Source organism: Neobacillus sp. 114 (assembly GCF_030127045.1).
In the GTDB taxonomy this organism is placed as follows: Bacteria; Bacillota; Bacilli; order Bacillales; family Cytobacillaceae; genus Neobacillus; species Neobacillus rhizophilus.
The window spans coordinates 3,045,166-3,057,183 of sequence record NZ_CP126144.1 but is presented as its reverse complement, the minus strand read 5'-3'; the positions used below and the strand labels follow the sequence as shown (position 1 = coordinate 3,057,183).

Here is a 12,018-nt window from a genome sequence, read left to right as displayed (position 1 = left end):
GAAATTATATTAAAAGCAAGGGACTAGTAAATTTTTGGAACGTGCAAGAGAGTGAAACCCTAAAGGCTGGAAGGTTTCTCACGGGAAGAGGTTGAACCTGCCCTAATGAATGCTGCTTATGCAAACATAAGCCGTCTAGTCCGCGTTAAGGTTTCAAGTGGGTGCATGGCATCAAATAAGGTGGTACCGCGGAAACGATTTTTCCGTCCTTTGTATAAGGGCAGAAGAATCGTTTTTTTATTTTTTCAAAAAGAAGGGTTTGAAAATGAAGAAACAATTAGTGGTAGTGAAAATTGGGAGCAGTTCTTTAACGGCACCGGCTGGGACAATTTCTGAAGAAAAAATGAGCGACCATGTGGAAGCACTGGCCCTGTTAAAAAAACAAGGGCATGACGTCATCCTTATTTCATCCGGTGCAATAGCAGCCGGTTTTGGTTCGCTTGGTTATCCTGCTCGTCCAAAAACAGTGGCTGGCAAGCAGGCCGCAGCAGCCGTTGGGCAGGGGCTGTTAATGCAGCAGTATATCCAGCTTTTTCAACAATTTCAAATAGTGCCGGCACAGATGTTATTAACCAGAGAGGATTTTTACAGCCAGGTCCGGTTTCAAAACCTTTATTCCACGATGACCGAGCTGCTTCACCGGGGCATGCTGCCAATTATTAATGAGAATGATTCGGTATCTATTGAGGAGCTGACATTTGGTGATAATGATATGCTTTCCGCGCTGGTAAGTGGTTTTCTTCATGCCAATGCCCTGATTATTTTAACGGATGTAAATGGAATATATGACGGGAATCCGAAAGTTTCCAAGGATGCCAAGAAATATCATTTCATCCCTGAGGTATCGGAGAAAATGCTGGAAGCGGCAGGCGGCAGCGGTTCTTCTTTGGGGACTGGCGGGATGAAATCCAAGCTTCTGGCTGCAAAAAAAGCATTGTCTCTTGGTGTTAGTGTGTTTGTCGGAACTGGGTCGGGGCGGGAAAAATTGTTAGACATTCTAGCTGGAAAAGGGGATGGAACGTATCTCGGCGGACCATTCCAAACACAGATGCAAATGAGAAAACAATGGATTGCCTATCATTCACAAGTTGGCGGAATCATTGAAGTGGATGACGGGGCAGAACAAGCAATCGTGCAAAAGGGGAAAAGCCTGCTTCCGGTTGGAGTTACAAACGTCATTGGTGAATTTAATGCTATGGATGTGGTTGAGGTCCGGAACAAAAAGGGGAAAACCATCGGAAAAGGGCAAATTTATTTTTCCTCACAGGATTTACAAAAGGTAAAAGGGCTGCCAAGCGAACAATCGAAGATTTATTCCATCAATAAGCGTGCAGAAGTGATTCATCGAGATAATTGGGTTATTTTACGGGAGGAGTGAATGGAATGAGCGAATTAATCGAAAAGGCAAAGCTGCTAAAGGCTGCCTCAAAAAGATTAGGGATGCTGTCAACTAGTGAGAAAAATGATGCATTAGGGCAAATGGCTGCTCGCATTACTGAGGAAAAGGAATGGATTCTTCAGGAAAATGAAAAGGATATTTTAGTAGGCAAGAGTAATGGTCTATCTGATTCCCTTTTAGATCGCCTGCTCCTGACTTCTGAGAGAATCGATCAAATCGTTGATGGTGTCTTCCAGGTGATCGGGCTTGACGACCCTGTCGGGGAAGTGATTGAATCTTGGGACCGGCCAAACGGTTTGCAAATTGAAACAGTCCGTGTTCCGCTTGGTGTTATTGGGATGGTTTATGAAGCACGGCCAAATGTAACGGTCGATGCGGCCAGTCTTTGTTTGAAGTCAGGGAATGCTGTCTTGTTGAGAGGAAGTTCATCCGCACTGAATTCAAATAAGGCACTTGTTCACGTCATGCGTGCTGCCTTGGCCGAAACAGCGATTCCATCGGATGCCGTACAGTTATTGGAGGATACGAGCAGGGAAACCGCCTCGCAAATGTTTAGGCTGAATCAGTATTTGGATGTGCTCATCCCGCGCGGCGGGGCCGGCCTTATTCAATCTGTCATTCAAAATGCAACTGTACCTGTGTTGGAAACAGGCGTCGGCAACTGCCATGTATTTATTGATGAATCGGCTGAGCGGGAAATGGCCATCCAAATTGCCATAAACGCAAAATTGCACCGCCCATCCGTTTGCAACGCAGCAGAAACGATTCTTATTCATGAGAAATGGCCTTATGCTTCTGAATTACTATCCGCTCTTCATGGCCAAGGAGTAGAGCTGCGAGGGGATGAGATATTAGCGGGAGCGAATGCTTTTGTGAAGCCAGCTGAGGAAAACGATTGGTATACTGAATTTTTAGCTCCAATTGCAGCTGTAAAACTAGTCGGTGATGTGCGAGAAGCGATTAACCATATTGATCAATATGGAACGAAGCATTCGGAAGCGATCATTAGCGAAAATGAAGATAACGTTAGTTTATTTTTCCGGGCTGTTGATGCCGCTGTGCTGTATCATAACGCTTCAACTCGTTTTACTGATGGTGAGCAATTTGGCTATGGCGCCGAAATCGGCATCAGCACGCAAAAGTTGCATGCCCGCGGCCCGATGGGGCTTAAAGCAATCACAACATCAAAAGCAATTGTACGCGGAAATGGGCAGATTCGATCCTAAAATGCATTTTTTACAATAAGAAACCGAACTAGACAAATTCTCAGACCTTGTGGAAAAACCCTGGTTTCGGGCACTAATGACTGACTATTGGGAAACTCAAACTTGATAGAATCGCTGGTTAGGGTCGCCAATACAGGTTATTGGCGACCCTAACTTGATAGAATCACTGGTTTCGGGGGCCAATACAGGTTATTGGCGACCCTAACTTGATTGGATTCCTGGTTTCGGGCATCAATAAAGGTTATTGGCGACCCTAACTTGATTGGATTTCTGGTTTCGGTCGCCAATACAGGGTATTGGCGACCCTAACCTGATTAGATTCCTGGTTTCGGTCGCCAATACAGGTTATTGGCGACCCTAACTTGATTAGATTCCTGGTTTCGGTCGCCAATACAGGTTATTGGCGACCCTAACTTGATTAGATTCCTGGTTTCGGTCGCCAATACAGGTTATTGGCGACCCTAACTTGATTAGATTCCTGGTTTCGGTCGCCAATACAGGTTATTGGCGACCCTAACTTGATTGGATTCCTGGTTTCGGGGGCCAATACAGGTTATTGGTGACCCTAACTTGATTGGATTCCTGGTTTCGGTCGCCAATACAGGTTATTGGCGACCCTAACTTGATTAGATTCCTGGTTTCGGGCGCCAATACAGGTTATTGGTGACCCTAACTTGATTGGATTCCTGGTTTCGGGCATCAATATTGGTTATTGGCGACCCTAACTTGATAGAATCACTGGTTTCGGTCGCCAATACAGGTTATTGGCGACCCTAACCTGATTAGATTCTTGATTTTGGTCTCCAATATAAGCTATTGGCGACCCTAACTTGATAGAATCACTGGTTTCGGTCGCCAATACAAATTATTGGCGACCTAACTTGATTGGATTCTTGGTTTCGGGCACCAATACAAGCTATTGGCGACCCTAACTTGTGGGAATCACTGAGTTTGGTTGCCAATACAGGTTTTTGGCGACCCTAACCTTATTAGATTCCTGGTTTCGGGCATCAATACAGGTTTCGTATATAACTTTTTAAAGCAACTGAACTTATAAAATTTTTATCCAAAAGAAGTATGCTAACCTTTCTTGATAATAGACCCTTCAATTTATTATTTCACTCAAGTGTTTATATTCCCTCAACTCTTCCATATTTCAAATTATTAATCCTATGTTACAAACCAACAATGTTTACATGAAACCACTTTTGTTATAATTGGAAGTACAAACGTACATTCTGTTATTTAAAGGCCGGTGATTCCGTGGAAGAAATCCGTATATCAGTTAGAACCCTCGTTGAATATGTCTTTCGCAGCGGTAGCATTGATTCGCGGTTTCGTTCGACATCAACGCTTTTAGAGGGGACGAGAGCCCATCAAAAAATACAAAAGACCTATAAGGAAGGTGACCAGAAGGAAGTCTATCTTCGGGCCGAGATTCCTTTCGAAGGACTTTATTATGTTATTGATGGACGCTGCGATGGGCTGCTTTTCTATGGCGAACAGGTAACCATCGATGAAATTAAATCATTTTCCCATCCCATTAATGAACTTGAAGATGATGGGTATCCAGTCCACTGGGCACAGGCTAAAATGTATGCCTATATGTATGCGAAGGATCACCAGCTAACGGAAATTGATGTTCAGCTTACATATGTCCAGGTTGATACCGAAGAAAAGAAACATATTAAACAAAAGTACTCGGCAGAGGATCTAGAGACATTTGTCTTCGACGTTATAAAAAGCTATGCACCCTTTGCAAGTTGGCAGGCAAAACACAGTTCAAAGAGGAATGAAACCAGCAAAGAGTTGCGGTTCCCATTCCCATCTTACCGGGATGGCCAGCGGAAATTAGCTGGTGCTGTTTACAAAACCATTGCAGAAAGGAAAAATCTATTTGCCAAGGCTCCCACCGGAATCGGCAAAACCATTTCAACACTTTTTCCAGCCATAAAGGCTATTAGTGAAAGACATACTGACCGGATATTCTATTTAACGGCAAAAACGATTACCCGAACGACGGCAGAAGAGGCGTTCGCACAAATGCACTCATGTGGACTATGTATGAAAAATGTCACGATTACCGCGAAGGACAAAGTTTGTTTTAAAGAAGAAACCAACTGCCAGAAGGAATATTGCGAGTTTGCCAATGGCTATTATGACCGGATTAATGGTGCCATTCTCGATATTTTAATGAATGAAAACGAAATGACCCGCAATGTTATTGAAGCATATGCTCGCAAACATACGGTTTGTCCATTTGAGTTTTCGATTGACCTTGCCTATGCAGCAGATGCCATCATTTGCGACTATAATTATATCTTTGATCCCCAAGTGTCTTTAAAAAGATTGTATGAAGAGCAAAAGAAATCCACGGCAATATTGGTGGACGAGGCCCATAATTTGGTTGACCGCGGCCGGGAAATGTTTTCGGCTTCTATTAATAAGGACATGTTTCTGCAACTAAAACGTGAATTCAAAGAACTGAATAGACCTGTCTATGAAATAGCCCATAAAATAAATGCCTGGTTTATTGCTTTGAAAAAAGAAAATAAGACTGAATTTGTGTTGGAAAAGCTGGAAGAACCTCTTTCAGAACTACTGGAATTATTCGTATCAGAAGCGGAAAAGGTTTTGGCAGCAGGAAGCAACCCAACGTTATTAGATGCATACTTTCAAGTTCAATCTTTCCTGAAAATCCTAAACCTACTGGATGAAAATTATATCATCTATGGGGAGAAGAATAAAAACGACATAATGGTCAAGCTTTTTTGCATCGACCCTTCAAACTTACTTAAGCAAATGGGAAAAGGATTTCGCTCAAAAGTATTCTTTTCGGCAACACTTGAACCCATGTCCTATTATCAGGACATACTTGGTGGCGAAGCAGAGGACTATAAGCTGTCAGTCAAATCCCCATTTTCCAAGGAACAGTCTGAGGTTTATGTTAAACCTTTATCGACAAGATACAACGACCGGGAACAAACGGCGGGTGAAATTGCTTCATTAATACATTCATTAACACGAAACCAACAGGGGAATTATCTAATTTTCTTTCCTTCCTATCAATACATGATGACGGTTTATGAACAGTTTGGACAGCTCAATGAAGAAGCAAAATTACTTCTGCAGTCAACGGGGATGACGGAAGCACAAAAAGAAGAATTCTTAGCTGAATTTAAACCAGATTTACAGCAAACATTAGTAGGCTTTGCAGTCCTTGGCGGTATTTTTTCCGAAGGCATTGATTTAAAAGGAGACCGGTTAAATGGGGTGGTCGTTGTAGGTGTTGGGCTGCCGCAGCTATGTTTTGAACGGAATCTCATCAAGGATCATTTTTTCAAAAAAAATAAAAATGGCTATGATTATGCCTATGTTATCCCTGGGATGAACAAGGTCTTGCAGGCAGGCGGCAGGCTGATTCGCTCAGAAACGGACCAGGGTACCATCGTCCTTGTTGATGACCGGTTTCTTCAGCGGAAATATCAAGCTCTCATGCCGGAAGAATGGCTTACGTATACGATTATTTAAAGCACTTTTTGCCAGTAATGGAAGAGGTGCTTTTTTTATTGCGGAATTTTTGCAAATTTGATGACAAAATTAGAATCTTTATCATATAATTAACAAAAAGTTGCACGAGGTAAAAACTTTGAAGGCGGTGCAAGAGTGATGGATGAGCCAAAACTTGTAAAGTTGGTTAATGGTGAAAAAGGGAATATTATAAAAATTACTTCTATAAATCTAGATGGTGTCATGCGAAGAAGATTATTAGATTTAGGGTTTGTTGCGGGTGCATTGGTTGAGGTTGTTCGGAAAAGCCCGTTAGGCGACCCGATTGCTTTTCGAGTCAGTCAAACGACCATTGCCCTTCGCAAAGAGGAAAGTGCGAAAATTGAAGGGGAGTTGGTTTCCAGTGGGAAATGAATACCGAATTGCTTTGGCCGGTAATCCGAATACTGGTAAAAGCACATTGTTCAATGCCTTGACTGGTCTTAGACAGCATACAGGAAACTGGGCTGGGAAAACTGTCTCAATGGCACAGGGAAGTGTCCCGTTTAAGGATAAAGTGTTTCAATTGGTTGACTTGCCGGGAACGTATTCGCTTTTTTCCAATTCCAAGGATGAAGAAGTGGCCAGAAATTTCATCGTCTTTGAAAAGCCGGATGTTACTCTGGTAGTCTTAGATGCCACTTCACTTGAGAGGAATTTGAATCTCGCCCTGCAGGTATTGGAAATGACCAAGAATGTAGTTATTTGTATTAATTTGATTGATGAAGCGGAAAAACAAGGCATCAAGATTAATGAAAAATTGCTGATGAACCGTTTGGGAGTACCAGTGATAAAAATTTCTGCCCGTAATAAAATCGGTTTTCCGCTGCTTTTGGATACAATTGACCGCATTATTACTGGTGCAATTGAATGCCATCCGGCACAAATGAAGTACTCGGACGAAATCGAGGAACAAATTCGAAAAATTGAACCAAAAGTCCGGGAGATGGTTGGCGACCGCATTTCGTCGCGCTGGGTGTCATTACGTTTGCTTGATGGGGATGAGGCCCTATTGAACGAACTAAATAAACGTTTTGTACCAGAAGGGGTGAGGTAAATGGGTATTCAAGAGCTTTATAGCGAGGCTCAGCAGCTGTCGACGGCAAAAATGAGGGACGATATTGTTCAGCGGCTTTATGATCGAAGCCATCAATTATGCCGGGAAGGTGTTTCTTATACCAAATCCGATCGAGACCTTAGGACTGAAAAATTGGATGCCATTTTCACCTCCCCGATCCTTGGGTTTCCGATCATGATTGCCATGCTTGGTCTGGTTTTTTATATCACGATAGCAGGGGCCAACATACCTTCTGCGATGCTGGCAGAGTTTTTTGGCTCGCTTGAAAAATATATAACTAGCTTTTTTACACTTATTCATGCCCCTGCATGGGTGAATGGGGTTCTGGTACTTGGCTTATACCGAGGCACAACTTGGGTAATCAGCGTAATGCTGCCGCCGATGGCCATTTTCTTTCCAACGTTTGCTTTACTGGAGAATTACGGCTACCTGCCGCGCGTTGCCTTTAATATGGATCGGTTATTTAAAAGTGTTGGGGCGCATGGAAAACAGTCACTTACAATGGCAATGGGATTCGGCTGTAACGCGGCAGCGGTTATTTCTACGAGAATCATAGAATCTCCCCGGGAGCGGATGCTCGCTATCCTGACTAATAATTTTGTTCCTTGTAATGGGCGCTGGGGAACGCTGATTGTTCTGTCCTCCTTGTTTATGGCAGCCAGTTATACGGGAGGAGTGAAATCCCTTGTAACAACTGGGGTCCTGATAGGAATTGTTATGTTTGGGGTTATTGTTACTTTTTTTGTCTCTTGGGTTTTATCCAAAACGGCTTTAAAGGGGGTTCCAACACATTACACATTGGAGCTGCCACCATACCGCAAGCCGAAAATTTTTGATACAGTTATTCGTTCCTCGGTGACAAAATCCTGGGCAGTTTTGGTAAGAGCAGTGAAAGTAGCCGCTCCAGCAGCAATCCTAACCTGGGTTTTTGCCAATATTTATATAGGTGACACCAGCATCTTAATGTATGCCGTACAGTTTTTAGATCCATTTGGAAAGCTGCTTGGACTTGATGGCTATATCATGATGGCCTTTATCCTCGGACTGCCGGCCAATGAAATTGTCTTTCCAATTTTACTGATGGGCTATTTATCCACCGGTTCCTTAACAGAGGTTGATAGTCTAGTTGCTTTAAAAAAGATTTTAGTGGACCACGGCTGGACCTGGCTGACGGCTTTAAATATGATGTTATTCTCTTTACTGCATTATCCTTGCGGTACAACGCTGTTAAATGTATATAAGGAAACGAAAAGTAAAAAATGGACTTTCTTATCGTTTCTTATCCCAACAGTTATTGCTATTTTTGTCCCATTCGTTATTACACAAACTGTCAGAATGCTTGGCTTAATATAATGCTGTTTAAAATCCATCCTTAATGAGATAATGAATAAGGATGGATTTTTCTATTGGGAGGAATTTACGATGACTAAAGTTGAAGTAGGCGAAATTTTTACAATCAGTGATGATGAAAATGAAGAGGGGCAGGAAGTTGAAGTTCTCGGAGTCATGACGCTTGAGGGAACCGATTATGTGGCTGTTGGATTTGTAGAGGATATCCTTGAGGCTGGTGAAGAAGATATTGATATCTTTTTCTTAAAGGTTGATGAAGATGGCGATTTTTCAGCCATTGAGAGTGACGAGGAATTTGATAAGGTTGTCGCCGCTTTTGAGGAAATGATGGAAGCGGAAGAAGATGAAGAGTAATTTTTGAGTAAAAGCCTTGTTAGGTAGTTATCTTAGTTTATAACGACCTTAGCAAGGTTTTATGCTTTGTTCAGTCGTTATGAAATGGTTATAACTCCCCGAATCAAGAATTAAACTAATAGTTCCGTACAAATAAATACATATCCAAAGACAGTATCTGTTTTTGGAAAATATATGTATGAATAAAAAAATACTTGGCATAATGTTAGGGAGATTAAGATTCAAAGGAGAGACGAAATGCCTATTGAAGAAGGTGCCAAGTTTCAAATTTCTCAAAGTGCACAAGGTTTCTTTAACTCCGCAGATTTATTAACGGTCATTTCAAATAATGGAGTAACCGTTCAATTTACACTGGGGGAAGGAAAGGGTTATGGGGCGATGCCCGTTGACCATATGAACTATCTTCTTAAAAGATCAAACCTGACAAAAATTCAAAATAAAAGAGCTTTATTAAGTCCAAGTGAAGGTACTGAAGAACATATTAGCTAGAATGGAGAGGGATAAAATCTCTCTCTTTTTTATTTTACATGGGTAGGAAATTAGCTGACAATCCAGAATATTTAATGGTATAAAAATACAAAAAGGACAGGTGAAAATAATGAATATAAAAAAGCATCAATTAAATGATTCCACACTAGCATACATAGACGAAGGCGCTGGGAATCCTGTTGTACTTCTGCACGGTTTCTGCGGTAGTTCTCAGTATTGGGAAAAAGTAATTCCTGAGTTGGCCAACCATAATCGTGTCATCGCTCCTGATTTGCCAGGGCATGGGCAATCTTCACCACTAAGGCCTGGATTTTCAATAGACGACCTCGCAGAAAAAATAAAAGAATTATTAGATACGTTAAACATTGAGAAGGTATCGATGTTCGGCCACTCCCTAGGCGGATACATAACCGTTGCCTTTGCGGAAAAATTTAATTCCTATTTAAATGGATTCTCCCTTGTACACTCTACTGCCTTTCCGGATTCAGATGAAGCGAAAAAGGGAAGAGAGGCAGGCGTTGCAAAAATAAAGGACGAAGGCATTCGTACTTTTATTGATGGGTTGGTTCCGAAGCTTTTCTCACCGAAAAATCTAAATGAAAGCTATGTAGAAAAAGCAAAACAAATTGGCTACACCACTTCACCACAAGGGGCAATGGATACACTTTTAGCAATGAGAAATCGCCCAGACCGCAATCATGTATTACAAAATACCGAGGTACCTGTCCTATTAATTGCGGGAGAACAGGATCAAATAATCCCAGTTGAAAAAACTTTTTCGGTTACAAGAACAAACATCAAGCACGCTGAAATACAAAACGCCGGACATATGAGTATGTACGAAACTCCAAATGAGCTTATAAAAGTTATCACGACATTTTCTTGACAATTTCGACAATTCGTTAATACTTAAAGTTAGATATATATTTTTTCAGGAGAGAGGAGTTACGTATGAAATTACTAACCTTTAAAAAAGACAATGAAGTCAGGCTTGGTGTGAAGACAGACAAGGGCATCCTTGACCTGAATAAAGCTGGGCTTGATTTAAATCTCGAAGAATTAGTGAAAAATGAAAACGGACTGTCACTTGTAAAAGAAATCATTAATAACACGGGCTCAGAAAACTACTTAAGTGAGGCAGAAATCGAATTTCTACCGCCATTACTGAACCCGGAAAAAATTATATGTGTGGGCCTGAATTATCAAAGTCACGTAGAGGAAGCAAAGCTGGTAAATGTACCTGAGAACCCTGTTTTATTTAGTAAATTTAACAATGCTTTAGCAGCACACAGTGAAAATATCCCACTGCCTAAAGTTGGGGAAAAATTTGATTTCGAAGCTGAGCTTGTTATGGTGATAGGGAAAGAGGCAAAGGATGTATCAGAAGAGGAAGCTCTATCCTATGTTTTCGGCTATACAGCAGGAAATGATCTATCTGTCCGTGACCTGCAATTTTTAACCGGCCAGTGGCTGATTGGGAAATCGCCAGACGGATTTGCTCCGATAGGACCGTATGTTGTCCCAGCTGAAGAGATTGATCCATTCAATTTAAACATTGAATGTAAGGTAAACGGTGAAGTCCGCCAATCATCCAATACAAAACATATGATATTTAATTGTGCGAAAATTGTAAGTTACATATCCAAGCATATGACCTTGAAACCTGGAGATTTAATTTTCACTGGAACACCTGAAGGAGTCATTTTAGGTTTGCCGGAGAATGAGCAGATATGGTTGAAACCTGGTGATGAAATGGAAGTCACGATTGAGAATATTGGGACATTAAGGAACGTCATAGCTTAATCCATTTATATTACAGAAAAAGCAAACCTCAAGATTTTATGATCCTGAGGTTTCTTTTTTAAAAAATGCGATTATGTTCAGAGTCAGTATAAGTTGCAATCAGGATGACTGCTTTTTGCTCTCCTATATTTTTAACAAAATGCGGGACACTCGCATTCCAGCTAAAGGAATCGCCTTCCTCTAACATGTAGGAATCTTCGCCTTGTTCAGCAAGGACCTTGCCTTCCAAGACTAGATGAGACTCTTCACCCTCATGGGCATTCGCCTCCCCCATAGACGCTCCGGGTGGAAACTCCACACTCATTAGCCTTAACCCTCCAATGGACGCGATATGCTCAATTTTCAACTCATTAAAAGTGGAATAGGTACGCTCACTTTTTTTGACAACCCGCATGTGCTGTTTTTTTTCTAACAATAAATACGGTAATGGGACCTCTAGATAATTAGCAATCGTTTGCAAAGTATTGATCGATGGAGAGGTGTTATTATTTTCAACATTGCTAATAAATCCTTTTGAAAGACCAGTGCCATCACACATTTGGGCAATCGTTATTTTTTTCCTGTTTCGGATGGCGCGTATTTTCGATCCAATATCCAAATTTTTTCACCTCTAATGTTCTCTTATATAGAACTTATTTATATATTAGCAAAAAATTAATTGACAATCCACACATCCGTTGTTATCTTATAAATAACAAAAGTTCATATTAAGAAACACGTTTATTTTTTTGTATTAAAGTTTTCTAATATGAATCTTTGTTTATTATTTA

At 41.2% G+C, this 12,018-nt stretch carries 11 protein-coding genes; 10 read left to right on the top strand and 1 reads right to left on the bottom strand.

Annotated features, from left to right (window positions below):
• The first annotated feature begins 265 nt into the window (after positions 1-265).
• The 10 genes from proB (at position 266) to QNN06_RS14945 (ending at position 11,248) form a co-directional block, all read left to right on the top strand.
• On the top strand, positions 266-1,378 hold the full coding sequence (proB, locus tag QNN06_RS14990; protein ID WP_284037813.1) for a glutamate 5-kinase: 1,113 nt from the start codon (positions 266-268) through the stop codon (positions 1,376-1,378).
• Between the two features lie 5 nt (positions 1,379-1,383).
• Entirely contained in the window at positions 1,384-2,625 is a 1,242-nt protein-coding gene (locus tag QNN06_RS14985) for a glutamate-5-semialdehyde dehydrogenase (RefSeq protein WP_284037812.1), read from the top strand.
• A gap of 1,263 nt (positions 2,626-3,888) precedes the next feature.
• Positions 3,889-6,156: an ATP-dependent DNA helicase gene (locus QNN06_RS14980; RefSeq protein WP_284037811.1), complete on the top strand. Its 2,268-nt coding sequence runs from the start codon at positions 3,889-3,891 to the stop codon at positions 6,154-6,156.
• Positions 6,157-6,294: 138 nt separating this feature from the next.
• Positions 6,295-6,549 (top strand): FeoA family protein, encoded by a 255-nt coding sequence (locus tag QNN06_RS14975; RefSeq protein WP_213115601.1) that lies wholly within the window; start codon positions 6,295-6,297, stop codon positions 6,547-6,549.
• Positions 6,539-7,231 carry a FeoB small GTPase domain-containing protein gene (locus QNN06_RS14970; protein WP_213115602.1) on the top strand — a complete coding sequence of 231 codons (693 nt, stop codon included), beginning with the start codon at positions 6,539-6,541 and terminating at the stop codon, positions 7,229-7,231. Before QNN06_RS14975 ends, QNN06_RS14970 begins: the two co-directional genes overlap by 11 nt.
• The gene (locus QNN06_RS14965; protein ID WP_284037810.1) at positions 7,232-8,605 is read left to right on the top strand and encodes a nucleoside recognition domain-containing protein; all 1,374 of its coding nucleotides are present in this window, start codon (positions 7,232-7,234) and stop codon (positions 8,603-8,605) included.
• A gap of 69 nt (positions 8,606-8,674) precedes the next feature.
• Positions 8,675-8,956 (top strand): DUF1292 domain-containing protein, encoded by a 282-nt coding sequence (locus QNN06_RS14960; RefSeq protein ID WP_213115604.1) that lies wholly within the window; start codon positions 8,675-8,677, stop codon positions 8,954-8,956.
• A 237-nt stretch (positions 8,957-9,193) separates the two neighbouring features.
• Positions 9,194-9,445 carry a hypothetical protein gene (locus tag QNN06_RS14955; RefSeq protein ID WP_217034653.1) on the top strand — a complete coding sequence of 84 codons (252 nt, stop codon included), beginning with the start codon at positions 9,194-9,196 and terminating at the stop codon, positions 9,443-9,445.
• Between the two features lie 109 nt (positions 9,446-9,554).
• Entirely contained in the window at positions 9,555-10,331 is a 777-nt protein-coding gene (locus tag QNN06_RS14950) for an alpha/beta fold hydrolase (RefSeq protein WP_284037809.1), read from the top strand.
• Positions 10,332-10,396: 65 nt separating this feature from the next.
• The gene (locus QNN06_RS14945; RefSeq protein WP_284037808.1) at positions 10,397-11,248 is read left to right on the top strand and encodes a fumarylacetoacetate hydrolase family protein; all 852 of its coding nucleotides are present in this window, start codon (positions 10,397-10,399) and stop codon (positions 11,246-11,248) included.
• Positions 11,249-11,306: 58 nt separating this feature from the next.
• Here the strand turns inward: QNN06_RS14945 and QNN06_RS14940 are convergent, their stop codons facing one another.
• A complete protein-coding gene (locus QNN06_RS14940) occupies positions 11,307-11,846 on the bottom strand; it encodes a helix-turn-helix domain-containing protein (protein WP_213115608.1) in 540 nt (179 codons plus the stop codon).
• Between the last annotated feature and the right edge of the window lie 172 nt (positions 11,847-12,018).